Annotated in this window: 23 protein-coding genes and 1 tRNA gene; 4 read left to right on the forward strand and 20 right to left on the reverse strand. The window is 70.0% G+C overall.

Translation table 11 applies throughout. The annotated features are described in order from the left end of the window. Positions 1 to 71: 71 nt before the first annotated feature. The gene (greA, locus tag ABD204_RS13625; RefSeq protein WP_194424372.1) at positions 72 to 563 is read left to right on the forward strand and encodes a transcription elongation factor GreA; all 492 of its coding nucleotides are present in this window, start codon (positions 72 to 74) and stop codon (positions 561 to 563) included. A gap of 83 nt (positions 564 to 646) precedes the next feature. Here greA and ilvA read toward each other — a convergent pair whose 3' ends face one another. Beyond that, a complete protein-coding gene (gene ilvA / locus ABD204_RS13630; protein ID WP_194424371.1) occupies positions 647 to 1,873 on the reverse strand; it encodes a threonine ammonia-lyase in 1,227 nt (408 codons plus the stop codon). Continuing rightward, positions 1,870 to 3,066 (reverse strand): AI-2E family transporter, encoded by a 1,197-nt coding sequence (locus tag ABD204_RS13635; protein WP_194424370.1) that lies wholly within the window; start codon positions 3,064 to 3,066, stop codon positions 1,870 to 1,872. Before ABD204_RS13635 ends, ilvA begins: the two co-directional genes overlap by 4 nt. A 54-nt stretch (positions 3,067 to 3,120) precedes the next feature. Here ABD204_RS13635 and ABD204_RS13640 point away from each other — a divergent pair, with 54 nt between their 5' ends. Beyond that, a complete protein-coding gene (locus ABD204_RS13640; protein WP_194424369.1) occupies positions 3,121 to 4,425 on the forward strand; it encodes a winged helix-turn-helix domain-containing protein in 1,305 nt (434 codons plus the stop codon). Continuing rightward, entirely contained in the window at positions 4,422 to 5,330 is a 909-nt protein-coding gene (locus tag ABD204_RS13645; protein WP_194424368.1) for a hypothetical protein, read from the forward strand. The genes ABD204_RS13640 and ABD204_RS13645 overlap by 4 nt, the downstream gene beginning before the upstream one ends. 4 nt (positions 5,331 to 5,334) lie before the next feature. Here the strand turns inward: ABD204_RS13645 and ABD204_RS13650 are convergent, their stop codons facing one another. Beyond that, a complete protein-coding gene (locus ABD204_RS13650) occupies positions 5,335 to 6,228 on the reverse strand; it encodes a M48 family metalloprotease (protein ID WP_194424367.1) in 894 nt (297 codons plus the stop codon). A 64-nt stretch (positions 6,229 to 6,292) separates the two neighbouring features. Continuing rightward, the gene (locus ABD204_RS13655) at positions 6,293 to 6,862 is read right to left on the reverse strand and encodes a LemA family protein (RefSeq protein ID WP_194424366.1); all 570 of its coding nucleotides are present in this window, start codon (positions 6,860 to 6,862) and stop codon (positions 6,293 to 6,295) included. Positions 6,863 to 7,035: 173 nt separating this feature from the next. Here ABD204_RS13655 and ABD204_RS13660 point away from each other — a divergent pair, with 173 nt between their 5' ends. After that, positions 7,036 to 8,136 carry an NAD(P)-dependent alcohol dehydrogenase gene (locus ABD204_RS13660; protein WP_194424365.1) on the forward strand — a complete coding sequence of 367 codons (1,101 nt, stop codon included), beginning with the start codon at positions 7,036 to 7,038 and terminating at the stop codon, positions 8,134 to 8,136. A 9-nt stretch (positions 8,137 to 8,145) separates the two neighbouring features. Here ABD204_RS13660 and ABD204_RS13665 read toward each other — a convergent pair whose 3' ends face one another. The 16 genes from ABD204_RS13665 to nhaA form a co-directional block, all read right to left on the reverse strand. Further along, the gene (locus ABD204_RS13665) at positions 8,146 to 9,459 is read right to left on the reverse strand and encodes a D-arabinono-1,4-lactone oxidase (protein WP_194424364.1); all 1,314 of its coding nucleotides are present in this window, start codon (positions 9,457 to 9,459) and stop codon (positions 8,146 to 8,148) included. Then, complete coding sequence (locus tag ABD204_RS13670) at positions 9,456 to 10,682, reverse strand: alanine racemase (protein ID WP_194424363.1); 1,227 nt, start codon at positions 10,680 to 10,682, stop codon at positions 9,456 to 9,458. The genes ABD204_RS13665 and ABD204_RS13670 overlap by 4 nt, the downstream gene beginning before the upstream one ends. A 1-nt stretch (position 10,683) precedes the next feature. Beyond that, positions 10,684 to 10,757 (reverse strand) — tRNA-Leu (locus ABD204_RS13675). 25 nt (positions 10,758 to 10,782) lie between these two features. After that, positions 10,783 to 12,156 carry an NAD(P)/FAD-dependent oxidoreductase gene (locus tag ABD204_RS13680; RefSeq protein ID WP_194424984.1) on the reverse strand — a complete coding sequence of 458 codons (1,374 nt, stop codon included), beginning with the start codon at positions 12,154 to 12,156 and terminating at the stop codon, positions 10,783 to 10,785. Between the two features lie 31 nt (positions 12,157 to 12,187). After that, positions 12,188 to 13,465, reverse strand: a complete 1,278-nt coding sequence (locus ABD204_RS13685) for a S8 family serine peptidase (RefSeq protein WP_194424362.1) — start codon at positions 13,463 to 13,465, stop codon at positions 12,188 to 12,190. Then, complete coding sequence (locus ABD204_RS13690; protein ID WP_194424361.1) at positions 13,462 to 13,983, reverse strand: DUF501 domain-containing protein; 522 nt, start codon at positions 13,981 to 13,983, stop codon at positions 13,462 to 13,464. Before ABD204_RS13690 ends, ABD204_RS13685 begins: the two co-directional genes overlap by 4 nt. Before the next feature lie 61 nt (positions 13,984 to 14,044). Next, positions 14,045 to 14,575 carry an FtsB family cell division protein gene (locus tag ABD204_RS13695; RefSeq protein ID WP_322597579.1) on the reverse strand — a complete coding sequence of 177 codons (531 nt, stop codon included), beginning with the start codon at positions 14,573 to 14,575 and terminating at the stop codon, positions 14,045 to 14,047. Positions 14,576 to 14,605: 30 nt separating this feature from the next. Continuing rightward, positions 14,606 to 15,886: a phosphopyruvate hydratase gene (gene eno, locus ABD204_RS13700; RefSeq protein ID WP_194424360.1), complete on the reverse strand. Its 1,281-nt coding sequence runs from the start codon at positions 15,884 to 15,886 to the stop codon at positions 14,606 to 14,608. Between the two features lie 60 nt (positions 15,887 to 15,946). Then, the gene (locus ABD204_RS13705; RefSeq protein WP_194424359.1) at positions 15,947 to 16,663 is read right to left on the reverse strand and encodes an O-methyltransferase; all 717 of its coding nucleotides are present in this window, start codon (positions 16,661 to 16,663) and stop codon (positions 15,947 to 15,949) included. Between the two features lie 82 nt (positions 16,664 to 16,745). Further along, positions 16,746 to 17,645, reverse strand: coding sequence for a CPBP family intramembrane glutamic endopeptidase (locus ABD204_RS13710; RefSeq protein WP_194424358.1), 900 nt, complete (start codon positions 17,643 to 17,645; stop codon positions 16,746 to 16,748). Beyond that, positions 17,642 to 18,676, reverse strand: coding sequence for a DUF1648 domain-containing protein (locus tag ABD204_RS13715; RefSeq protein ID WP_194424357.1), 1,035 nt, complete (start codon positions 18,674 to 18,676; stop codon positions 17,642 to 17,644). The genes ABD204_RS13710 and ABD204_RS13715 overlap by 4 nt, the downstream gene beginning before the upstream one ends. Further along, on the reverse strand, positions 18,673 to 19,068 hold the full coding sequence (locus tag ABD204_RS13720; RefSeq protein WP_194424356.1) for a GntR family transcriptional regulator: 396 nt from the start codon (positions 19,066 to 19,068) through the stop codon (positions 18,673 to 18,675). Before ABD204_RS13720 ends, ABD204_RS13715 begins: the two co-directional genes overlap by 4 nt. A gap of 83 nt (positions 19,069 to 19,151) precedes the next feature. Then, entirely contained in the window at positions 19,152 to 20,015 is an 864-nt protein-coding gene (locus tag ABD204_RS13725) for an SGNH/GDSL hydrolase family protein (RefSeq protein WP_194424355.1), read from the reverse strand. Between the two features lie 71 nt (positions 20,016 to 20,086). Next, the gene (gene hisS / locus ABD204_RS13730; RefSeq protein WP_241747995.1) at positions 20,087 to 21,337 is read right to left on the reverse strand and encodes a histidine--tRNA ligase; all 1,251 of its coding nucleotides are present in this window, start codon (positions 21,335 to 21,337) and stop codon (positions 20,087 to 20,089) included. 31 nt (positions 21,338 to 21,368) lie between these two features. Beyond that, positions 21,369 to 22,064 (reverse strand): nucleoside triphosphate pyrophosphohydrolase, encoded by a 696-nt coding sequence (locus tag ABD204_RS13735; protein ID WP_194424353.1) that lies wholly within the window; start codon positions 22,062 to 22,064, stop codon positions 21,369 to 21,371. Beyond that, positions 22,019 to 23,194, reverse strand: a complete 1,176-nt coding sequence (gene nhaA / locus ABD204_RS13740; protein WP_322597578.1) for a Na+/H+ antiporter NhaA — start codon at positions 23,192 to 23,194, stop codon at positions 22,019 to 22,021. The genes ABD204_RS13735 and nhaA overlap by 46 nt, the downstream gene beginning before the upstream one ends. Positions 23,195 to 23,284: the final 90 nt, after the last annotated feature.

The following is a 23,284-nucleotide window of genomic DNA, read 5'->3' on the forward strand; positions in this document are numbered from 1 at the left end:
CGATGCCGGGGCGTTTCGGTTATCCGCACCGGATTCTCACGACGAGCCCATCCGAACCGAAGGAGATTGACGTGTCTAGCGACGCCCAGGTGACGTTCCTCACGCAAGAGGCCCACGACCGGCTCACCGCCGAACTCGAGCACCTCTCGACCACCGGACGGGAGGAGATCGCCAAGCGCATCGAAGCGGCCCGCGAGGAGGGCGACCTCAAGGAGAACGGCGGCTACCACGCGGCCAAGGACGAGCAGGGCAAGCAGGAGGCCCGCATCCGCACGCTGCAGGCGCTGCTGAAGTCCGCCAAGGTCGGCGACACGCCCCAGAGCCACGGCATCGTCGAGCCGGGCACGGTCGTCACCGCCGTCATCGCCGGTGGCGAGGAGACCTTCCTGCTGGGCAACCGCGAGATCGCCGGCGGGACCGAACTCGACGTGTACAGCGAGGTTTCGCCGCTGGGCGAGGCGATCATCGGCCGCAAGGAGGGCGAGAAGGTCTCGTACACCGCCCCCAACGGCAAGGACATCTCGGTGGAGATCGTCAAGGTCGAAACCTACGACGGGCAGTGACCTCCCGCCGCCGACGGCGGCGCATCGACGACGGGCCGTCTCTCCGCGTGTGACACACGCCGCGAGGCGGCCCGCGGTCGTTCTCAGTCGGTGACGACCGTCGCGGTGAACCCGGCCTGCTCCAAGGTCGAGATCACGTGGGCGCGGTGTTCGGCGCCTCGGGTCTCGACGCTCAACTGCAGGATCACCTCGGAGATCTGCAGCCCCTGGCCGTGCCGGGTGTGGAGCACCTCGATGACGTTCGCGCCGGCGAGCGCGAGTAGCTCCGACACCCTCGCGAGCTGGCCGGGACGGTCCGGCAGCGGGATGCGCAGGCTCATGTAGCGGCCGGAGGCCGCGAGCCCGTGCGCGACCACGCGCTGCAACAGGAGCGGGTCGATGTTGCCGCCGGACAGCACGGTCACCGTGGGGCCGGTGGCGGTGATCTTTCCGGCGAGGATCGCTGCGACCCCCACCGCGCCCGCGGGCTCGACCACCTGCTTGGCACGCTCGAGCAGCACCAGCAGGGCGCGGGCGATGTCATCCTCGGTCACGGTGACGACCTCGTCGACGAGGTCGTGGATGATCTCGAACGGGAGATCGCCGGGACGGGCCACCGCGATGCCGTCGGCGATCGTCGGACGCGTCTCGACCTCGAGCGGTTCCCCCGCCGCCATCGACGCAGGATACGCGGCGGAATTCTCCGCCTGGACACCGATGATGCGCACGTGGCGGCCCTCGACCGCGGCACGCGCCTTGACCGCGGCGGCGACACCGGCCAGCAGACCACCCCCGCCGATGCCCAGCACCACCGTCTCCACCTCGGGCACCTCGTCGTAGAGCTCCATGCCCAGAGTCCCCTGTCCGACGATCACGTCGCGGTGGTCGAACGGGTGGATGAGTACGGCGCCGGTGCGATCGGCGTATTCGGCGGCCAGTCGCAGTGGGGTCTCGACCGTGGCACCTTCGAGGACGACGTCGGCACCGTACCCTCGCGTGGCCAACAATTTGGGCACCGGAACGCCCAACGGCATGAAGATCGTCGCGGGGATCCCGAGTGTCTGCGCCGCCAGGGCGACACCCTGCGCGTGATTGCCCGCGGAGGCGGCGACGACACCGCGCTCCCGTTCGGCCTCGCTCAGCCGCGAGAGCCGATAGGTCGCTCCGCGGATCTTGAACGACCCGGTGCGCTGCAGATTCTCGAGCTTGAGGTGCACGGGCACTCCGAGCAGGTCGGAGAGGAACTGCGAGCGGTCGGTCGGGGTTCGGGCGATGACGCCGGCCAGTGTGCGGGCGGCATCGGTGAACTCTTCGATGGTGGGTGCGCTCACGCGCGCGTCCTCCTGGTTCTCGGGACGGTGGTCCAGATCAGATCCGCGGTGGTTCGCGGGTCGGCGCCGGTCTCCCAGGCGCGTTCGCTGAGATAGACGGCGACGACGTTGACGAAGGCCGCCAGCGGAACCGCGAACAGCGCGCCCGGGATGCCCGCGACCATCGCACCGCCGGCGACGACGAGCACGACCGCGAGCGGGTGCACCTTGACCGCCGAACCCATCAGCAACGGCTGGAGGACATGGCCTTCGAGTTGCTGGACCCCCAACACCACCACGAGCATCCACAGTGCGATCCAGGGCCCGCTGTACACGAGGGCGAGGAACACCGCGAGCGCGCCGGTGATGACGGCGCCCACGAACGGGATGAACGCGCCGAGGAAGACCAACACGCCGATGGGGATCGCCAACGGCACACCCAGCAGAGCCGCACCCAATCCGATGCCGATCGCATCGATCGTGGCGACCAGCAACTGGGTCCGGGCGTAGTTGATGACGGTCACCCAGCCCGCCTTGGCGGCGCCGTCCACGGCCGCCCGCGCACGCGTGGGGAACAGTTTGACGGTCCACCGCCAGATGCCGGCGCCGTCGGCGAGCAGCGTGATGAGGATGAAGACGGCCAGGAATGCACCCGTGACCACGTGGCCGAGGGTGGTGCCGATCGCGAGGGCTCCGGACCACAGCAGCTCCGCCTGCTGTTGCAGCAATGTCCCGGCCTGCCCCAGGAGATCGTCGATCTGCTCTTCGGTGAGGTGCAACGGCCCCTGCACGAGATAGTCCCGGAACTCCGCCGCCGCCTCGACCGTGCGAACTTGCACGGAAGGCCATTCGGCGGATATCTGCCACGTGACCAGCCACACCAGTCCGGCGACCACCGCCAACGTTCCCAGCAGGGACAGGACGATCGCCACCCACCGCGGGAACCGGTGCCGGATCATCCACGCGAAGAACGGCCACAGCAGCGCCGTGACGAGGATGGCGACCATGAGGGGGATGATCAGGAGCTTCAGCTGGATGATCAGCCAGATGAGGACACCGACGGCGGCGGCGATCAACAGGAAGCGCCACGCGTACTCGGCCGTCAGCCGCAGCCCCCGGGGCACCTGTCCGCTCATCTCTCCCGAGACGATGCGCGTACGGTCGCGGAGTGCGGAGAAGAACGAGCCACGGGACGTGTCGTCAGGACCGTTCATCATGCCAGTCTAGGAGGTCCCCGGCTCGAGGTCGGGCCCCGCTAGGCTGACCGCGTGAAGGCGACCCTGAGCACGGTGGAGGCGCGGCGCGTCGCATTGGCCGCCCAGGGCTTCGGCACGCCGCCGATCGACGGGAGTGCGGGCACCCGTGCGCTCGCGGCGACGATCCGGCGCCTGCGGACCCTGCAGATCGACTCGGTCAATGTGTTCGCCCGGTCGCACTACATGCCGCTGTTCTCGCGCCTCGGCGCGTACGACACCGCCGGGCTGGACCGTCTGCTGTTCACCGGCAAGCGGTCGTTCGTCGAGTATTGGGCCCATGTGGCCGCCTTCATCCCGGCTGCGGACTGGGGCCTGTTCGACTTCCGGATGCAGGAGATGAGGCGCCGTCATGATGCCCCGGAGGGCTGGACGCGACGCCACGCGGACACCGTCGCGTGGGTGCGCGACGAGTTGGCCTCCCGCGGACCGTTGCGTCCCGCGCAGATCGAACGGGACGCCCGACGCTCGTCGCGCGGTCCCTGGTGGGACTGGGACGAGGTCAAGTCGGCGCTGGAGTATCTGTGGCTGTACGGCGAGGTGGCGATCGCCGGTCGGCGAGGGTTCGAACGACGGTACGGATTGGCCTCACAGGTGATCCCCGACGCCGCACGCGTGCCGGTCCCGCGCGAGGAGGCGATCCGCGAACTCGTCTCACGCGCCGCGGCCGCGTACGGCGTCGCGACCGCATCCGACCTCGCCGATTACTGGCGGATCCGGGACCGCAGAGCCGTCCTGACAGCGGTGCACGACCTCGTCGACGCCGGCGAACTCTCCCCCGTCGCCGTCGAGGGATGGCGTGTCGGCGGGCGCCCGGCACCGGCGTGGGTGCATCGCTCGGCCCGCCTCCCCCGTCGGATCGACACGGCCGCGATCCTCACCCCGTTCGACCCGGTCGTGTGGTTCCGGGAGCGGGCCGCGCGGCTCTTCGACTTCGAGTACCGCATCGAGATCTACACCCCCGCCGCACGACGTCGGTACGGCTACTACTCGCTTCCGATCGTGGTCGGAGACGACGTCGTGGGGCGCACCGACCTCAAGGCCGACCGCACCCGTGGTCGGCTGCTCGTGCAGTCGGCGTGGTGGGAGCCCGGGGCTCCTCCGGATGCCGCCGAGCGCGTCGCCGAGCGACTACGCGCGGCGGCGGCGTGGCAGGGGCTCGACTCGGTGTCGGTCTCCCACTGGGGCGACGCGACCGACGATCTGGCCGGTGCGCTCGGCGACGCCGCGCGACACGATGCCGGGCCGTCGAGCCCGCACGGCACAGCCGCCCCGATCGACGGGCCGCCCTCCCCCGAGGGATTCGCGGTGGCCTCGTGAGTCGTCGAGTCCTCCTCGCCGGGGTCGGCCTGCTGACCGTCGCGGCAGTGATCGCCGCGGCCTGGTGGTCGCTCGCGGCCCGCGGCGAGCCGACGGCGCGGGAGACCGCCGAGGGCTACCTCTCGGCACTCGAGCGCGGCGACGTCGCGCAGATTCAGGCCCTCCGGCGCGATCCTCTGCCGGAGGGTGCCGCGGAGGCGTTCTCCGGAGCGCGGTCGGTCACCGATGCACGTGTCGAGGCGATCGACACGAGCCGGGCCGGCCGAGCCACCGTCGAGGCCTCGGCCGTCTTCGGCGACACGCGCAGGCAGATCCCCTTCACCGTGCTCTCGCAAGACGACGGTGCCCACGTGGTCATCGACGACCTCGGCGAGCTGACCGCATCGACCTCACCCGGTGATGCCGTTCAGGTCGGGGGCACGAGCATCTCCGACGGGGCCTCACTCCCGCTCCTTCCCGCCCGGTACCCGCTCGCGCCGTTGCCTGCCGAGGTGCTCACCGGCGCCGACGACGTCGCGGTCAGTTCGCAGGAGACCGTCGTGGTGGCGCTGGATGCGGCGCTGGCCGACGACGCCGTCGCGACGGTGCAGTCGGCGATCGAGGCGTACGCCGACGACTGCACCGCGCGCGCGGATGCCGTCCCGGCCGCGTGCGGATTCGATGTGCCTTGGCCGGCCGACTTCGATTCCGTCGAGACGATCACCTACCGTGTCGATGTCTATCCGACCGTCCAGGAATTCTCGCTCGGCGACGCCGTCTACGCCTCGGACGGCGTCGTCGTGGCGACCGTGCGCGGCAACCCGCGCGACGGTGGCGACGGGGAACGGACCTACCGCGCCGAGGACTGGTCCCTGCGCGGAACGCTCTCCTTCGAGGACACGCGCGCCGTGATCAGCGTGTTCTGACCGCTCAGAACGAGCCGCCGATGTCGTGGAGGCGTTCGATGCGATCGGGGATCGGCGGGTGGGTCGCGAACAGCTTCGCGAACGCCTTCGGTGCCAGCGGGTTGGCGAACCACAGGTGCGCCATCGACGTATTCTCCCGGCGCAACGGCTTGCCGTACCGCTCGAGCTTCGCCAGTGCCGAGGCGAGCCCGTCCGGGTCGCGCGTGGTCAGAGCACCGGTCGCGTCGGCGAGGTACTCGCGCTGACGCGAGATCGCGGCCTGCACCACACCGGCCAACAGGGGCGCGACGATGGCCGCGACGATGCCGAACAGCAGGAACAGGAGCTGAGCCTGCCCGTTGTTGCCCCCGCCGCGCCGCATCCCCCCGAAGAAAGCGGCACGAAGCATGATGTCGGCGAGGATCCCCACCGCGACGACCAGACCGAACACGATCAGCGACACCCGGATGTCGTAGTTGCGGATGTGCCCGAGTTCGTGGCCGAGCACGCCCTCCAGCTCACGGTCGGTCATCATCTCGAACAGCCCGGTCGTCACGGTGATCGCCGCTTCCTCGGGCTTGCGACCGGTCGCGAAGGCGTTGGGTGCGGGATCCTCCACGACGTACAGGGTCGGCATCGGTGTGCCGGTCGTGATGCAGAGGTTCTCCACGAGGCGGTGGTACCGCGGCGCCTCCTGTTTGGACACCTCCACGGCGCCTGCCATCGCCAATGCCTCACGGTCGGCGAAGAAGTACTGCACGGTGGCGTACCCGGCCGCGAAGATGAGGATGAAACCGGTGACGAACCAGTTGTTCCCGAGCAGCCACCCCGCCAGCCACCCGATCGCACCGAGCACGAGCACGAAACCGATCAGGATGAACCAGGTGTTGCGCTTGTTCCGCGCGATCGCACTGTACACGGTGACTCCCCGTCCTCGAGATCACCCGTGTCGACACCTCAGCCGGATGTCGGTCCGGGTCGCGTCAGAACTGTACGCGAGGCGGCTCGGAGATCGCCGCGCCGTCCACGACCTCGAAGAAGTCCCGCTCACTGAAGCCGAGGTTCTTCGCGAAGAGGTTGTTGGGGAAGACCTTGATCTTCGTGTTCAGCTCGCGCACGCCGCCGTTGTAGAACCGGCGCGAGGCCTGGATCTTGTCCTCGGTGTCGACGATCGACTGCTGCAATTGCAGGAAGTTCTGGCTGGCCTGCAGTTGAGGGTAGGCCTCGGCGACGGCGAAGATCGACTTCAGCGCCTGTTGCATATGCCCCTCGGCGACTCCCGCTTCCGCGGGGCCGGCGACGTTGAGTGTCTCGGCGCGAGCGCGCGTGACGTTCTCGAACACGGCCTTCTCGTGTGCGGCGTATCCTTTCACCGCCTCGATGAGGTTCGGCAGAAGGTCGGCGCGACGCTTCAGTTGCACCGTGATGTCGCTCCATGCCTCGTCGACGCGCACGTTCAACTGCACGAGCGAGTTGTAGGTCGCCCACAGGTAGATTCCGGCGATGACGACGATTGCGACGACGATGAGGACCGGGATAAGCCATTCCCACATGCGCCCATCCTATCCAGCGTCGCCGGCACCGCCACGCCCGGACCCCACACTCTCAGCACCCTCCGGGCTCGCCACCGCGGCGTGGTCGCCTAGAATTCGAGCACAGACCCCGGAGCGCCATGCCGACCATCCCCCCGACCGACCGTCCTCGCCACGTCGCGGGGGGTTCCGCGTTGAGGACCCGCGCGGCGATCGCGGTCGCCGCCCGCACCCCGTTCCGCATCGACACGGTGTCGCTGGATGCCCCGCGCGCCTCCGAGGTCCGCGTGCGGATGGTGGCGACCGGGGTGTGCCACACCGATGCGGCGGTGCGCGACGGGGTCATCCCCACGCCTCTTCCCGCGGTCCTCGGACACGAGGGGGCCGGCATCGTCGAGGAGGTAGGTCGCAGCGTGTCGCGGGTGGGAGTGGGCGACCACGTCGTCCTCTCCGCGAACTCCTGCGGTTCGTGCCGCACCTGCCTGACCGGCCGTCAGTCATACTGCGAGCAGTTCTGGCAGCGGAACTTCGCTGCTCGTCGCGAGGACGGGACCACGGCGTTCACCGCTGACGGGCGCGAGATCGGCTCGACGTTCTTCGGCCAATCGTCCTTCAGCGAACACGCGAACGTATCGGAGCGAAGTCTGGTGCCGGTTCCCCGCGAGGAGGACCTGACGATGCTCGCTCCGCTGGGATGCGGGATCCACACCGGGGCGGGAACGGTGTTCACCGTCTTCCGGCCCGGGCCCGGGGCCTCGCTGGTCGTTTTCGGGGTGGGGGCGGTGGGGGCGGCCGCGGTGATGGCGGCGCGCTCGACCGGGGCGACACGGATCATCGCGATCGACATCGTCCCCGAGCGACGGGAACTGGCCGCTGAGCTCGGCGCGACCCATACCCTCGACGGCGCCGACCCTGATCTCGCCCGCCGCGTGACCGAGATCACCGGAGGACGCGGAGTCGATTTCGCGCTGGACACCACCGCCCGCCCCACCACACTGCGCACCGCATGCGACAGCCTCGCGATCGGCGGCATGGCCGTCGAGGTCGGGTCATCGCCGGCAGACACCGAAGTCCCGCTGGAGGTCGGCGCGTCCTTGGGCAAGGGATGGACGGTCCGGACGGTCAGTCAAGGCAGTTCGGTCCCCCAGCTGCTCATTCCGGCGCTCATCGATCTCTGGAGACAGGGGCGGTTCCCGTTCGACCGCCTGATCCGGAGGTATCCGTTCACATCGATCGACCGGGCCCTGGACGACGCCGCGCGCGGCGTCACCGTCAAACCGGTGCTGATCTATTGAGGGTCCCGTTCACTCGCCGAGCACGCGCGAAAGGTATCTGTTGCCGAACAGCCGATCGGGGTCGAGCCGCTCGCGCAGGGCGAGGAAGTCGTCGAAGCGCGGGTAGAGATCCCGCAGCTGAGGGGCATCGAGCGTGTGCATCTTCCCCCAGTGGGGGCGCCCGCCGTAGGAGAGCATGATCTGCTCCACCGCTTCGAAGTACTCGGACGGGTCCTCGCGCCAATAGCGGTGCACGGCGATGTACGCCGAATCCCTCCCGTGGGCGGTCGAGAGCCAGCGGTCGTCGGCCGCGGCGAATCGCACCTCGAGGGGGAAGGAGATCGCCCATCCCCGTTCGTCGATGAGCGCGCGCAACCGGTCGAACGCCGGGAGCGCGGATTCGACCGGCAGGGCGTACTCCATCTCACGGAAGCGCACCGAGCGCGAGGTCGCGAACACGCGATGCGAGGCATCGGTGAACTCCCGATCCCCCCACAGTGTCACCGAGGTCCGGGCGATCGTCGGGACGGTCTGCGGCACGGCCTTCGCGACGCCGCACGCGGCCTTGTGCAGCACACCCCCCACCACCGTGTCGTCGACCCATGCACCGAGGACGCCCAGCGGTGCACGGGGCGCGCTCTCCGGAAGACGCGTGTTCGTCTTGGTCATCGCCTTGTCGGTGTGCGGGAACCAGTAGAACTCGAAGTGGTCGGCCTCCTCCGCCCGCCGATGCAGGTGCTCACGGACGTCATCGAGCGGTTCGGGACGTTCGACGGCGTGCAGCTGGAAAGCGGGCACGCACTGGATGGTGACCTCCACGAGGACGCCGAGGGCCCCCAGCCCGAGTGCGACGGCGGGCAGGAGATCGGGGTCCTCGTGCTCGGTCACCTGCAGCATCTCGCCGTCGCCGACGATGAGGGACGCCCCGACGACCTGGGTGGCCAGTCCACCGAACCGCACGCCGGTGCCGTGGGTCCCCGTCGAGATGGCGCCTGAGATCGATTGGCGGTCGATGTCCCCGAGGTTCTCCATCGCGAGCCCGTAGGGAGCCAGAAGCTTCGGGATCTGGTGCAGCCGGGTACCGGCGAGGAAGGTCGCACGCCCCCGCTCACGGTCGACGCGCACCAGGCCCGTCAGATCCGTCAGATCCAGGAGTACCCCCGGTGCGACGGCGATACCGGTGAAGCTGTGACCTGCGCCCACGGCTTTGACGGACAGGCCCTGCTCCCGGGCGGCGGCGACCGCGCGTGCGACCGCGCCGACACTGCGCGGGAACTCCATCCGCTGCGGGCGCACCGAAGCCGACCGCGCCCAGTTGTGCCACATCGCACCCGGCCGTGTCACAGGAACGCCTTCCCTTCACCTCGATAGGTCGGCTCCTCGCCGATGACCACCCCGTCCGCGACGAGCGCGTAGCGGTCGACGTGCTCGGCTGTCTCCCCGCTCTTGGCATGCCGGAACCACACCCGGTCCCCGACGCTCACCGTGCGGGCCGCCGCGCCCCGGAGCGGAGTCTGCACCTCTCCGGAGCCCTCCCGTGCCACGGTCTTCAGTCCCGCCGGCCACACCGGTCTCGGCTGACGGGACGCCCGCGCCGGGCCGGAGGCGATCCAGCCGCCGCCGAGGACGGTGGCGATGTCGTCGGAGGGACGACGGACCACCTCCAGCCCGAAAGCGGAGGCGGGGGCCGGGTCGAACCCGCGGTACCCGTCGAACAGGTGACCGGCGAGAAGTCCGCTGCCGGCGGTCACCTCTGTCACCGACGGATCCGCGGCGGTCGATTCGAGCGAGCCGGTCCCGCCCCCGTTGACGAACTCGAGGGACGCGATCTCCCGCAGCGCGGCCACGATCCGGGCTCGACGGTCGTGGAGCTCCTCGCGGGAGCGCCTCTTCATCCACCGCATCATCGGTGCCTCCGGGCCGACGGCATCGGGTTGCCCCGCGATCTGGGCCTCGTACATCATGAGGCCCACGAGCCGGATTCCCGGACGGGCGACGATCGCCCGTGCCAGACGTGTCACGTCGGAGGCCTCGAACAGCGGCGAGCGGCGCACGCCGACATGCCCGAGCGCAGCCGATCGCCACGAGGCGTCGGCGTCGATGGCCACGCGCACCTCGGCGCGCCCCCGCGAAGGCGCGACGTGGTCGAGCAGGTCGAGCTGCGCGAGATCGTCGACCATGAGGGTCACGCGCGTCGCGGAGCGTTCGTCGCCGGCGAGCCGCGCGAGGGCGTCCCGGTCCGCCGAGGGGTATCCGACCACGACGTCCTCGTGCGTCCGGGCGAGCCACAACGCCTCCGGGAGGGTGTAGGCGAGGACACCTGCATAGCCGGGCAGGGCCAGCGTCGACTCGAGTACACCGCGTACCCGCACGGACTTGCTCGCGACGCGGATGGGCACGCCTGCCGCGCGCACGAGCATGTCGAGCGCGTTGTGGCGCAGCGCGTCCACCTCGATCACGGCACACGGCCCGCTCACCTCGGCGACCGCGTGGGCGATTGCGCCCCAGTACGCCGCAGGATCACGCCATGACTGTGCCGCCGATTCGCGCGAGAGCAACTCGATCATGTGCCCCCGCTGGGATTCGAACCCAGACTGAAGCGATTTTAAGTCGCCTGCCTCTGCCGGTTGGGCTACGGGGGCGCCGTGGCACCCGCCACGCTACCGGTCAGCGCGCGGCGGCCTTCTCCGTGTCGGCGTCGCCCTTCTTCTCCGGCTCGGCCGGACGCGGCCGGGCCGCGAACTCCTCGAACACGTAGCGGGGGTTCTGCACGCTGGACAGGCTCACGATGTCGCGGCCCAACCACAGGTTGTTCCACCAGCCCCACAGCACGCGGAACTTGCGCTCCCACGTGGGCATCGCCAGGCCGTGGTAGCCGCGGTGTGCCAGCCACGCGACGAAGCCCTTCAGGGCGATCTTGCCCGACTGGAAGACACCGTTGTAGAGCCCCAGGCCGGCGACGGCGCCGAGGTTCTTGTGGAAGTATTCCTTGGGTTCCTCGCCACGCAGCACCGCGGTGATGTTCTTGGCCAGCAGCTTCCCCTGTCGCACGGCGTGCTGTGCGTTCGGCACGCACATGCCGCCCACGCCGCCACCGGACAGGTCCGGAACGGCCGAGACGTCACCGGCGGCCCAGGCCCCCTCGACGATCTCCTCGTCGGTTCCCACCCGGAGATCGGCCCGCGTGCGGATGCGCCCGCGCTCCTCGACCGGAAGGTCGCTGCCCCGCACGACGGTGGGGTTGGCCATGACGCCGGCGGTCCAGATGATCAGGTCCGACGGGAGCGTCTCACCGGTGGACAGCTCGACGTTGCCGTCGATGGCGCCCTTGACCTGGGTGTCGAGGTGCACGTGTGCACCGCGCTTGGCGAGGTCCTTGAGCACCCACTCGCTGGTGGGCAACGACACCTCGGGCATGATGCGCCCCATCGCCTCGATGAGGTGGAAGTGTGTGTCCTCGAACGTGATGTTCGGGTACTTCCCCAGCAACGAGGAGGCGAACGAGCGCAGTTCGGCGAACACCTCGATGCCCGCGAACCCGCCTCCGACCACGACGACGGTCAGCAGTCGGTCGCGCTCGGGCCCGGCGGGCAGCATGGCCGCCTTGTCGAAGTTGTCCAGCAGCTGGTCGCGGATCGCGACGGCCTCTTCGATGGTCTTCAGGCCGATCGCGTTGTCGGCGATGCCCGGGATCGGGAAGGTCCGTGACACGGCACCGGCGGTCACCACGATCTGGTCGTAGGTCTCGGTGAACGGCTCACCGACGTCGGGGGTGACCGTCGCGGAGCGGTTCGCGTGATCGATGCCGGTGATCTTCCCGGTCAGGATGCGGGTGCGCTTGAGGTGGCGGCGCAGCGACACCACGGAGTGGCGTGCCTCGATCGACCCGGCGGCGACCTCCGGCAGGAACGGCTGGTAGGTCATGTAGGGAAGCGGGTCGACGATCGTGACCTCTGCTTCACCCTTGCGCAGGGTCTTCTCGAGCTTCCAGGCCGTGTAGAAGCCTGCGTAGCCGCCACCGACGATGAGGATCTTGGGCACGGTGTTGGTCACGAGTGGGGTACTCCCTGTGTCAGCGGCTGGGCGTTCGGGACGCCGATCGGATGCGTCGGACAGCAGCGGTGACGCCGAGCGCCACCAGTATAGCGGCGCCGGTGACCATCACGAGCGGTACCGTCCCGTACAGCAGGGTCTCACGCGTGGGCAGCAGAGGCGAATCATCGCGCGTGAGGGACGCCGCCGGCGGCAGGGCCTCGATCTCCACAGGTTCCGCGCTGGGCTGGGCGACCGGGCCGGCTTCGGCTCGGCGGTAGATCCGGATCCACTCCTCCAGGCTGCCCATGGGATTGCTCGACACCATCGGCACACTGGCGTTGACGGCCCGTTCGGCGTCGACGAGTCCGTACCCGTACAACACGCTGGAGCCTTTGGCGGGGGTGGCGGTCTGGATGACGCGGTTGATGACGTTGTTCGCATCGAGGTCGGGGTGGGCCGAACGCACCAGCGCGGCGACACCCGCGACGATCGGCGCGGCACCGCTGGTGCCGTCCCACTGCACCACGGCCCCGTCCGCGGAGACCCCGAGGAGCTTTTCGCTGGGCGCCGAGACGCCGAGGGTGATTCCCTGGGTGGATGCTTCGACGCTCGCCGTGCCGTCGGGGTCGACACCGGCGACGGTGAGCACGCCGGGGATGGTCGCGGGGGCGCCGACGGTCGAGGTGCCGCTTCCCCGGTTGCCGGCGGCGACGACGACGACGACGTCGTTGTCGAACGCGTACTGGAACGCGCTGTCCCAACTCGGGTCCCAGTCGGTGGTGTTCGTCGTGAACGACAGGTTGATGATGTCGGCGCCGTTGTCCACGGACCACCGGATCCCTTCGGCGACCTGCTCCACGAACGGCACGGCGGCTGAGGCGCCGAAACCGACCGACACCGACAGCAGGTCGGCCTCCGGCGCGACCCCGATCATCCCGGAGTCCGGGCCCGTCCCGCGCGCGGCGGCGAGGGAGGCGACCCAGCTGCCGTGGCTGGCGTCGACCGCGCCCACCGGTGTGCGCCCGTCCGCCGATCCGAGGCCGGAGACATCCGTCCCCCCGATGACCGCGGGGTCGAGTTCGACCGGTCCCCGCGCGATCCCGGTGTCGATCACGGCGATCGTCACGCCGGCGCCGCGGGTGGTCTCCCATGCCTCCGAGATGCCGTAGTCGTCGAGCCAATACTCGAGCCCGCGGACGGGGTCGATCAGGTCGTCGGGGGTGTCGGCTTCGACCGGATCGGGACTGACGGTCGCTCCGGTCAGGAACGTCGCGCCGAGCAGCGCGGCCGCGACGGCGGTGACCAGACGTCTCATGTCGTCGCGGCTCCCGGGTCGACGCACACGCACACCCGTGGTGACCAGTCGCCGCGCTCCAGGGCCAGGTCGCCGATCGGATTCACACCGGGCCCGGCCGCGAGACTGTGCGCGGCGAGCGCGTGCAGGCACTTCACCCGTGTGGGCATGCCTCCGGAGGAGACGCCCTCGATCTCGGGCACATCACCGTACGGGGCACGGTCGGCCAAGAACGACTCGTGGGCGCGCCGGTACGCGGCCGCCACCGCATCGTCTTCGGCGAGGAGGTCGTTGTACTCCACCATCACCTGGGTCGCCTCCAACGCCGACATCGCCGCGGTCGCCGCCGGGTGCGTCAGGTAATAGAACGTGGGGAAGGGCGTGCCGTCGCCGAGGCGGGGGGAGGTGGCGACGACGGTGGGGTTGCCGCACGCGCACCGCGCGGCGATCCCCACCGCGCCGCGCGCCGGGCGACCGAGCTGGGTGCGCAACACACGGAGTTCGGCGTCGGTCACGGGTGCGTACGGCGTGGAGGTCACCCGCGTCAATCTACCGGCCGCGACTGGGTCGACGCTGGATCCCGGAGAGGACGCGAAGCGCTCAAGGTGTCGGCGTGGTGTCGTCCCCGTCGACCGGCGTCTCCGGTGCGGGCTCCTCCGACGCCGGCACGACGGTCTGCGCCAGGCCGGCCTCGGTCACCGACCGCACCATCTGGGTCATCCAGTCCGTGCGGGTCTGCTCGACGTCCTCGCTGACCGGGGCCTGTTCCTGCGGCACATCCGCCGATGCGAGGTCGTTGTCGACGAGATAGACCACCTCGCCCGGCTTGACGTAGTAGAGGCGCTCGCGCGCCTGCGTCGTGATGAACGCGGGGTCGCGCCAGCGATCCTGCTGAGCCTCGAGGCGCTCGACGTCCTCTTGCGCGAGCGCGACAGCCGACTCCAGGGCGGCGATGCGTTGACGCTGCTCGACATACGTGCCGATGGTGGGCACGAGCACGAACGCGGCGAGCACCACGAGGCCGAGCATGATGACCATGAACCCGGACAGGCGGATTCCGCCCAGCCAGCTGCGGACATCGACCGGCCGGCGTGTGCGGGAACGGGGAGGGGGAGCCGTCGTCCTGCCCACGGCTCCCCCTCTCGTCGTTCGTGCGGCGTGTCAGCCGGTGAAGCGCGGGAAGGCCGCGCGGCCGATGAACTCCGCCGCGTCGCCCAGCTCCTCTTCGATGCGCAGAAGCTGATTGTATTTGGCCACGCGCTCGCTGCGTGCGGGCGCGCCGCTCTTGATCTGACCGGCACCGGTGGCCACCACGAGGTCGGCGATGGTGGTGTCCTCGGTCTCACCGGAACGGTGCGAGAGCATCGCGGTGTAGCCGGCACGGTGGGCCATGTCTACCGCGTCGAGCGTCTCGCTGAGCGTACCGATCTGGTTGACCTTGACCAGCAGTGAGTTGGCGACGCCGCGGGAGATGCCGTCGGCGAGGCGCTGCGGGTTGGTGACGAACAGGTCGTCGCCCACGAGCTGCGTCTTGGTGCCCAGCACGTCGGTCAGGGCCTTCCAGGCGTCCCAGTCGTCTTCGGCCAGCGCGTCCTCGATCGTCACGATCGGGTAGTCCTCGACGAGCCCGACGTAGTAGTCGGTGATCTCCGCGGCGGTCCAGTCCTTGTTCTCCAGGCGGTACACACCGTCGTTGAAGAACTCGGTGGCGGCGACGTCGAGACCGAGGGCGATGTCTGCACCGGGGGTGAACCCGGCCTTCTCGATCGCCTTGACCAGGAAGTCCAGGCCCTCGCGGTTGCTGGGCAGATCGGGGGCGAATCCGCCCTCGTCGCCGAGACCGGTGGCGAAGCCGGCGGCCTTCAGCTCCCCCTTGAGGACGTGGTAGACCTCGGTCCCCCACCGCAGCGACTCGGAGAAGCTCGCCGCGCCGATCGGGGCGAGGAAGAACTCCTGCATGTCGATGCCGTTGTCGGCGTGCTCGCCACCGTTGATCACGTTGAACAGCGGAACGGGCAGGATGTGCGCGTTCGGGCCGCCCAGGTAGCGGAACAGCGGCAGGTCGGCCGAGTCCGCGGCGGCCTTGGCGACGGCGAGGGACACGCCCAGGATCGCGTTCGCACCCGTGCGTCCCTTGTTGTCGGTGCCGTCGGTCTCGATGAGGATCTCGTCGACGATGCGCTGTTCGCTCGCCTCGACGCCCTCGATGGCGGGCCCGAGCTCGTCGATGACGGCCTCGACGGCCTTGAGCACGCCCTTGCCGTTGTATCGGCCCTTGTCGCCGTCCCGCAGTTCGTATGCTTCGAATGCGCCGGTGGATGCGCCCGACGGGACGGCAGCCCGCTGGACGATGCCGTCGTCGAGGAGAACCTCCACCTCGACGGTCGGGTTTCCGCGCGAGTCGAGGATCTCGCGTGCGCCTACAGCCTCGATAAGTGCCACTGAGGACTCCTTGTCAGATGGAGGGTGGGTCTTCGGAGCGTCGTCGGTCCGAACACGAGTCTAGTGATCGTCGGCCGCGGCGCCACCGGTGTGACGCGCGGGGCCCGCCTCGACGACGACGGCGAGGGCCACACCGTCCCACCCCTTCGCATCGAGGGTCTGCAACGCCGTGGCGTCGAAGCGGTGGTCGCGGGCGAGCATCTCCAGGCCGCGTTGCGTGCCGATCACGTGGGATTCCATCGTGGCCGGGTTGGCGACCTCTCCGGCACGGCCGACGTTGTCGACGACCACGACCGTCCCCTCGCGGCCGAGCCGTGCGGCCCAGTCGAGGTAGATCGTGTTGGACTCCTTGTCGGCGTCGATGAAGACCAGGTCGAACGGCTCGCCGCCCTCGAGGGTGGGGAGCACGTCGGCGGCACGCCCTTCATGTACCTCCACGCGCTCGTCGACCTGCGCGCGCCGCAGATTCGCGCGCGCGACCCGCGCGTTGGCCGGCTCCGCCTCGATGCTCACCACCTGCCCGTCCGCGGGCAGCGCGCGGGCCAGCCAGATCGTCGAGTAGCCGCCGAGGGTGCCGACCTCGAGGATGCGGCGCGCGCCGGCGATGCGCGCGAGCAGATGGAGGAACTTGCCGCCCACGGGTGCGACCTCGATCGCGGGCAGGCCGGCGGCGTTCTGATCGGCGACGGCGGACTCGAGCACGGGATCGTGACCGACGAGGGTCTCGGTGAGGTAGCGGTCGACGCGGCGCCACGCGTCCGGAGTGGGTTCGGGCATACCTCCAGCCAAGTCGTGTCGAGGGTCGCACGTCAACAGGTCCCGCTTCCGGGATACGGGCTCTCGCGCGGCAAGCCACGCGTCATCGAGGCGCGGGCCCCATCTTCCGCAGGCCGACGATCACGATCATCACGATCGCCACCAGCGCCCATGAGATGATCCCCAGCGGTCCGACCCGCGCCATGTCCACCGTGGCACCCGCCGCGGACAGGAGCAGCACGAATCCTCCGACCGCGTTCAAAGAGCCGTGGGCGAGGACAGCAGGCCACACCGAGTCGGAGCGCAACCGCAACCACCCCAGGAACAGCCCCCAGGCGACGCATCCCCCGACCATGAACAGCACGCCCGACAGGTCGGCACGGTCGAAGTTGTAGCCGAGAAGGATGATCGGGCTGTGCCACAGTCCCCACACCACGCCGGTGATCACCAGTGCCGGCCACGCGCCCAACGGCATGAGCGCCGGCTGCAGCCAGCCGCGCCAGCCGATCTCTTCACCGGCGGCGAAGACACTGTTGAGGACCGCGCCGAGCGGGAGCTGCACGAGCTGGAGCACGACGAGGACCTGCACGGGCGGCAGCGGCGTGCCGGCGGGGACGGCGGCGTCCAGCTGGGCCCGGAATCCGGACAGGGTCGCCAGATCCAGGTCGACCCAGCCCAAAGCCGCACCGACGAAGACGGTGGCGACGACCACGACGATGGGGACGACGAGCCCGACCCCGAGGAAGACGAACCACCGACCGAGCCGACCGAGCGGCCAGATCCCGAGGAACGCCCGTCGGCGCTGCCGCGGAGTTCGCAGCACGAAGACCACCACGAGCGTCGCCAGCGTCGGGGTGAACATCATCAGGGGCACAAGCAGCGAGGCGACCGGCGAGGAGAGGCCGGCCGGGTCGAGCCACAGCGGCGACACCACCAGCCACGCCCCGGCGAAGGAGACGGCGACGAAGACGACGACCGGCACCACCGGCACGCGCTGCGTCACGCGGCACCACCCCGCGCGTCCCGATCACGCAGGGCCAGCAGGAGCCCCGCCGCGGTGGTGGCATCATCGACGGTCACCACGAACGTGCTGCCCGACGCGCGGGAGACCTCCACCGCGTCGCCGCGCCGCAACACCACGCCGGTCCGCCCGTCCAGGCCTTTGCGCACGCCCCAGCCGCCGAAGTCCGCCATCGGATTCACCGACACCACCCGGACATCGACGATCTGATCCAGCGGCACCGCGAACCTCGGTACCCCCAGCGGGCTGACGACTTTCAGTCCCTCCGCGTCGACGCGGACACGGAACATGACCGTCGCGAGGATCACCAGCGCCAGGACACCCGCGACGATCAGCAGGACCGGCCACACGCCGCCGGCGGCGGCGAAGTCGAACAGCGCGAGGGCGAACAGGATCACCGTCGCCCCCACGAGGACCACCATCCCGGCGCTGCCGAGCGATGTCGTGCGCACCCACACGGCGCGCTCGCCGGGCGCCAGGGACGGAATCTCGGTCGTCGCACGCACGGTCCCGCCACTGACGACCACCCGGGGTTGGGAGACCCACGCGACCACGCCCAGGACGATCGCCGTCGCGCCGCCCCACACCAGGGGCTCGACGATCCCGTCGGCGTCGGTGGCGGTGGTCAGCCCGGCCTGGGCCACGAAGGTCCACGTGATGATCATGAGGATCCCCCCGACGACGGCCGGCGTGAGCGAGCCGAGGAACCGCATCGTCGGCCCCCACTCCCCCTCCCGGGCGCCGATGAGTGCGAACGCCGAGAGGAGGACGGTCATCCCGACCCCCAGCCCGGCGCTCAGAAGCGGGACGCTCCACGCCGCGGCGTAGCCGTCGGGCTCACCGCCGACGCCCCAGTGGACGGCGACGGGGTCGGGCACCTGACCCATGACCGCCAGCTGGATCACGACCGCGGTCGCGGTCAGCACCGCGGGCACCACGATGCCGGACCACACGAACGCCCGGCGAGCGCGGGCGACCCGCGCGCGATCCTGGTCGGGAGCGGCTGCGGTCATGAGCGATCCTCCTGTTCTCGGTGGGCGCGTGCGCCCGTGTGGGCCGGCTCGACATCGGCCAGCAGCGAGGCGAGCACCCCCGGCGCGAGGCCGAGGCCTCTCGCGCGGTCGGCGAGCGCGGCGATGTCGTCACGGAGGTGCCGCAGACCTTCCGCGGCATCGGTCACCACGGCGCCTCGACCACGCCGCATGTCCACGAGACCCTCGTCACGCAGCTCCTGGTACGCCCGGAGCACCGTGTGCAGGTTGAGGTCCAGTGAGGCGGAGACCTCCCGGGCCGACGGCAACCTCTCCCCCGCCCGCATGCGCCCCGCCGCGATGCCGGTGCGCACCGAAGCGGCCACCTGCTCCCACAGAGGCACATCTCGTGAGGGGTCGATTCGTATCAGCACATCTCTATTATAGTTACCCTATAACAATGCGCAAAAGGGGGGGCGCCGCGTGATCGCACCCGTCATCGAGCACGTGCGAGCACTCAGTCGACGAACGCCGCGGCGACGGGGTCCGCGACGGGCGCGTCGCCGCGGGGATGGTGCGTCGCGGCGCTCGTACGCCCGAGGCCGAGCGAGCCGGTGACCGCCGGCAGCAGAGCCTCGGCGGTGCGCCGGTAGCCGAGCGCGCTCGGATGGAACCTGTCGAGGCTGAACATCTCCTCCGGCTGGGAGATGAAGAACGGACCCACCGCGTGGCGAAGCGAGACCGCGTAGGCACCCGCCGCGACGGCCGCCTGCGCCTGCGCCTGCGCGAGCTGGCGCGACATGCGCGAGCCGAGCGAACGCAACGGCTGCGGGACAGGGCGCAACGCCCCGAGGTCCGGGCATGTGCCGACCACCACCTGGGCACCACGGGCGCGAAGCCGCGCGATCGCGTCGACCAGATGGGCCACCGATGTCGACACCGGCACCCGATGGGTGATGTCGTTGCCCCCGACGACGATCACGGCGACATCGGGGGCGTACTCGTCCGACAACTCATCGAGCTGTTCACGCAGCGCCGAGGATTCCGAGCCGACCACCGCGACGGTGCGCAACCGCACCGGTCGATGCGCCTTCTTCGCGAGCCCTTTGGCGATGCGGGCCCCGAGCGTCTCCTTGCGACGGGTGGCCCCGAGCCCGGCCGCGATCGAATCGCCCAGGATGAGCAACTCCAGCGGATCACCGGCGAGTTTGCGTCGCCAGACGCGATCGGCCTCCAGGGCGTCCTCCCCCAGCGGCTTCCCGATGACCCGTCGCGCGTGCGCGGCTTGACGGTCCAACGTCATACGTGCCGCCGCGGTGGCCACGACCGCGGCGGCCAGCGCGGTGGAAGCGACGGTGACGGCGCGACGTGTCCGGCTCATACGCGCGATTCGACCCGGCCCGGCTGAACCGTCCCTGACGCACTGGTGAACGGATCGAGCACCGGCGCAGATCAGCCGAGTGGTTTCAGCTCGAGGGAATCTGCGTCCATACCGGCGCGGACGGCGGCGAAGTGGGAGTAACCGTCCGCGGTCGCGCGGTCCAGCAGGGGCTTGAGGTTCTTCGGTCGCCGTTCCAGACGGACCCGGCATCCGCGGGCCACGAAGGCCGCCTTGAGTGCGGCCAGTTGCGCCACGGGCACATCCTGATCGTGGACGAGCACGACCGCCTCCCGGGCATCGCCGGCATGATCGGCGACGAGGTCGACGATCCGCTCGAAGCCGATCGAGAAGCCCACCGCGGGCACCTGCTGACCGAGGAAGCGACCGATCATCCCGTCGTAACGACCGCCGCCCCCGAGGGAGTACGACACCGAGGGATGCGCGACCTCGAAGATGGTGCCGGTGTAATAGCCCATGCCCCGCACGAGGAAGGGGTCGAACTCCAACGGCACCCGCGCTCCGCGCGCCGCGGCGACGGCGTCTCCGATCTCGCTGAGCGCGGCGACCGCGTCCCCGTCGAGGCCCTCGGGCAGGGCCGCGCGGATCCGGGCCTCATCGAACCCGGCGCCGGCCGGACGCTCACGCGCGAGGAAGCCGGCGAACGCGTCGACGGCCGCGGGCGAGCTCGAACGCTGCCGGAGCTCGGCGGCGACACCATCCGGCCCGATCTTGTCGAGCTTGTCGATCGTGATGAGGACACCGGGGCGTTCCGCCTCGGGGAAGCCGAAGTACTCCAGCATCGCGTCCAGCAGTCGACGGTCGTTGATGCGGACCGACCCGCCCTGAAGACCGAGCGCGTCGAGGGTGTCCAAGGTGGCGGTGATCAGTTCGACCTCGGCCCGCGTGGATGCGTCGCCGATGATGTCGATGTCGCACTGCATGAATTGTCGGTAGCGGCCCTTCTGCGGCCGCTCGGCGCGCCACACCGGCGCGATCTGCACCGACCGGAAGACGGCGGGCAACTCGGCGCGGTTCGAGGCGTAGAAACGCGCGAGGGGAACGGTGAGGTCGTAGCGGAGGCCGAGATCGGTGAGCGCCGCCGGGTCGTCGGCCGCCGCGCGTACCGCATCGGCGTCCAGTCCCCGTTTGAGCACGTTGTAGGCGAGTTTCTCGTTGTCCCCGCCGATCCCCGCGTGCAGCCGTGCATGGTCCTCCATGACGGGCGTTTCGATCTCATCGAATCCGTGGGAGCGATAGCGCTCGCGGATGACGGCGAGCACCCGCTCGCGGCGGGCCTTGTCGGCGGGCAGGAAGTCGCGCATTCCGCGCGGCGGATTGACGGTGGGCACGCCTCTATTGTTCCAGGCCGGCGAGGCCCGCCCCGCCCTCCGCGGCCCGCACCCGGTCACCGAGGCCACGGACCCGCGCGCGCAGCGCCCCCTCGGCATCCCATCCTCGCCGCCGCGCCTCGGCGGCGAGGCTCAACAGCAGCTCACCCAGCTCCTCCTCGGAGTCCGGCATCGACACGGGGGCGGGCACCTCGACACCGACGCCACGCGCCTTCCCCGACACCTTCTGCGCGAGCGCGAGCGCGGGCATCCTCTCGCTCACCCCGTCGAGCACGCTGGTGCGGTCGGATTTCTCCTCGGCCTTCGCGGCGTTCCAGAGCTCGAGCACCTCCTCGGGAGTGCGAGCCGTCTCCCCCGCGAACACATGGGGGTGGCGTCGCACCATCTTGTCGGTGAGCCCCCTCGCGACCTCGTCGATGCCGAAGGGGTCCTCCGCATCGCGCGATGCGATCTCCGCGTGGAACAACACCTGCCACAGCAGATCGCCGAGTTCCTCCCTGACCTCCGCGCGCGAGCCCGCCTCGATCGCGTCGATCAGCTCGGCGCTCTCCTCGACCAGGTACGGCACGAGCGCCCGGTGGTCGATGCGCTGTGTCCACACGCACCGGTCCCTCACCGCGCGCATCGTGTCGGCGGCGTCGCGCAGCGGGTCCCTCAGGTCGTCGCGGGGATCGTCTTCTCGAGTCGGCGGTAGTGCCATGCCCGCCACGATACGAGAACACCGGCGAACACGAGCGAGATCATCGATCCGCCCAGCACACCCAGCGTGGCCTGGTCGCGGATCTCGACGTTGTCGGCGAACGCCAGCTCGGACAGCAGGAGCGACACGGTGAAGCCGATCCCGCCGAGCGATCCGGCGGCGAGCAGGTCGGTGAACGTCAACGCCGGCGGGCCCTCGCGGTGTCCGACGCGCAACGAGACCCACCCGAAGATCGTGATGCCCACGATCTTGCCGACGGGCAACGCGACCAGCACGCCCCAGAAGGCGGGCGAGAGCTCGCTCGGACTCACCTCGGGGATCACCACGAGTGCGGCGGAGAACGCGAACACGGGCAGCACGATCGCGTTGACCCAGGGCTCGAGCACATGGCGGGCGTGCAGCGCGGGCTGCTGACTCATCGCGAGGCCGAGCGCCACACCGGCGATGGTCGCGTGCACCCCCGACTTGTAGACCAAGGCCCACGTGACCACGCCGATGACGATGAGCGCGATGGTGATCGGGATCCGTGCGCGGGTGTCGACGCGGCGCGAGAGGATGCCGAACAGGACCACCAGGCCGGCGGCGCCGAGAAGCATGCCGTAGTTGACGTCGCTGGTGAACAGCACGGCGATGAAGACGATGCCGACGATGTCGTCGAGGATCGCCAACGCCAGCAGGAAGACCCGGAGGGCCGAGGGCAGTCCCTTGCCGAACACGGCGAGCACGCCGAGCGCGAAAGCGATGTCGGTGGCCGTGGGGATGGGCCATCCGTTGACCGCATCCGAGCCGTGCGCGACGACCAGGTAGAAGATGATCGGCACGATCACGCCGCCGGCGGCCGCGATGGCCGGTTGCAGCGCCTTCTTCGCGGAATTGAGCTGGCCGCTCGTGAGCTCGAACTGCAGCTCGACCGCCACCACGAAGAAGAACAGGGCGAGCAGCCCGTCCTTGATCCAGTGCGACACCGACAGCTCGAAGAACTCCGGGATGCCGACGTAGAGGTGCATGAACTCGTCGACGGCCGTACCCGCGGGCGAGTTCGCCACCGCGAGCCCTGCGGCCGCGGCCACCAGGAGAACGATCGCGGGGAAACGCTCGGATCGGAACAGTGACAGAGGGGACTGGGACATACGGTCCTTTCGTCGTCTGGGATGCGCTGAACCACGCCGACCAGACTTCCCGGCACACCAAGCCTCCACTCTACCGGGCGGTCCCGTCCC

Source organism: Microbacterium aquimaris, from assembly GCF_039531285.1.
Taxonomy (GTDB): domain Bacteria; phylum Actinomycetota; class Actinomycetes; order Actinomycetales; family Microbacteriaceae; genus Microbacterium; species Microbacterium aquimaris.

Excerpts from the sequence above, each read along its gene's own strand:
- ABD204_RS13635 (WP_194424370.1), bottom strand. The coding sequence starts at position 3,066 with ATGAACGGTCCTGACGACACGTCCCGTGGCTCGTTCTTCTCCGCACTC.
- ABD204_RS13655 (WP_194424366.1), bottom strand. The coding sequence starts at position 6,862 with ATGTGGGAATGGCTTATCCCGGTCCTCATCGTCGTCGCAATCGTCGTC.
- ABD204_RS13670 (WP_194424363.1), bottom strand. The coding sequence starts at position 10,682 with ATGATCGAGTTGCTCTCGCGCGAATCGGCGGCACAGTCATGGCGTGAT.
- ABD204_RS13685 (WP_194424362.1), bottom strand. The coding sequence starts at position 13,465 with ATGAGACGTCTGGTCACCGCCGTCGCGGCCGCGCTGCTCGGCGCGACG.
- ABD204_RS13705 (WP_194424359.1), bottom strand. The coding sequence starts at position 16,663 with ATGCCCGAACCCACTCCGGACGCGTGGCGCCGCGTCGACCGCTACCTC.
- ABD204_RS13715 (WP_194424357.1), bottom strand. The coding sequence starts at position 18,676 with ATGACCGCAGCCGCTCCCGACCAGGATCGCGCGCGGGTCGCCCGCGCT.
- ABD204_RS13725 (WP_194424355.1), bottom strand. The coding sequence starts at position 20,015 with ATGAGCCGGACACGTCGCGCCGTCACCGTCGCTTCCACCGCGCTGGCC.
- hisS (WP_241747995.1), bottom strand. The coding sequence starts at position 21,337 with ATGCGCGACTTCCTGCCCGCCGACAAGGCCCGCCGCGAGCGGGTGCTC.
- ABD204_RS13735 (WP_194424353.1), bottom strand. The coding sequence starts at position 22,064 with ATGGCACTACCGCCGACTCGAGAAGACGATCCCCGCGACGACCTGAGG.
- nhaA (WP_322597578.1), bottom strand. The coding sequence starts at position 23,194 with ATGTCCCAGTCCCCTCTGTCACTGTTCCGATCCGAGCGTTTCCCCGCG.